The following is a 1,068-nucleotide window of genomic DNA, read 5'->3' as shown; positions in this document are numbered from 1 at the left end:
TCCGCTGCCGTCGCAACGACGTCGGCGCCCAGGTCGCCCGCGCCTCCGACCACCTCCACCGAGGTGCAGCCGTCCCGGGCGCACAGGGCCGCCACCGTGTGCTCGAAGCCGTCGGCGTCGGCCCCGGCATGATCGAGGGCCCCGCCCCCGATGTCGGGGAGGTCCGCGGGTGCCGGCGCACCGCTCTCGGCCCACGGGGATCCGGTCCGGGTCCGGCGCCGGCGCCGGACCGGTGTGAGGCTCCACTTCGCCAGGAACACTCCGAGCAGCAGCAGGGCCAGGGCGGCGAACGGGGCCACGGGGAGCCCCATGCCGCCATCCGCCGACACGGCCTTCACGAAGGCGGCCGCGCCCGCGACGGCGGTGCCGAGCAGCCCGAGCGCGAGCACCGCATCCCGTCCCGGACCGCCGCGCCGCGCGGATCGGGCGCCCCGTACGGACACTGGCCCGTTCCCTTCGGATGTGGTCATACGGCATCCCCTCCTCCCCCGGCAGCGCGGCGGCCCCCGTCCCGTCGGGGGGGGCGGGGACCGCGGCACGCGCCGGAACCTGTTGGACGCTCGTATGGCCGGGAGTACGGATTCCAAACCGGCGCGTTCGGCGATTGGGCCACGTCGCCGCGCGGAAGCCCTCCCGAAAGGCCCGGGCTGCTGGTGGTCGATCTGGACGCCGTAGAACTGCTCACCGCCGCCGAATCCGACGGGCCGACGGGCAGGGGCCCTTCGGCCCGTCAGCCGAGCACCAGCGGCAGCCGCGACGCGAGGGCGCCCAGGTCCGTCCGTTCGGCGGCGGTCGGAGCGCGGCGGCCGGTCCCGACCAGCAGGGCGTCGCCGTCGGTGAGCGAGGCGGGGAAGGGGGCGCCGGCGATCCGCTCCAGGGCGGTGCGGGCCGCCGCGAGGGTGTCGGCCGGCGGGGGCGGGGCGGAGGGCAGGTGCGCGATGAGGTCGAGGTGGTGCAGGGTCCATTCGAGGACGTAGGCCGACAGGTAGTCGGCGACGGTCAGCACTTGGCCCCGCGTGCCGACGCGGGCTGCGGGGTCGGCGAGCCGGGCGGCCCGGCCGGCGGCCG

Annotated in this window: 1 protein-coding gene and 1 pseudogene; both read right to left on the bottom strand. The window is 77.3% G+C overall.

The window, feature by feature from the left end:
• A partial coding sequence (locus VR44_RS47640) for a restriction endonuclease (protein ID WP_045950483.1) occupies window positions 1-470 on the bottom strand: 470 nt, incomplete at its 3' end.
• A gap of 260 nt (window positions 471-730) precedes the next feature.
• Window positions 731-1,068, bottom strand: a pseudogene (locus VR44_RS28465) (maleylpyruvate isomerase N-terminal domain-containing protein); the annotation flags it as partial.

Origin of the sequence: Streptomyces katrae (assembly GCF_000966975.1) — a bacterium.
In the GTDB taxonomy this organism is placed as follows: Bacteria; Actinomycetota; Actinomycetes; order Streptomycetales; family Streptomycetaceae; genus Streptomyces; species Streptomyces katrae.
The sequence above is the reverse complement of the archived record's forward strand: the minus strand, read 5'-3'. Positions and strand labels throughout refer to the sequence as shown.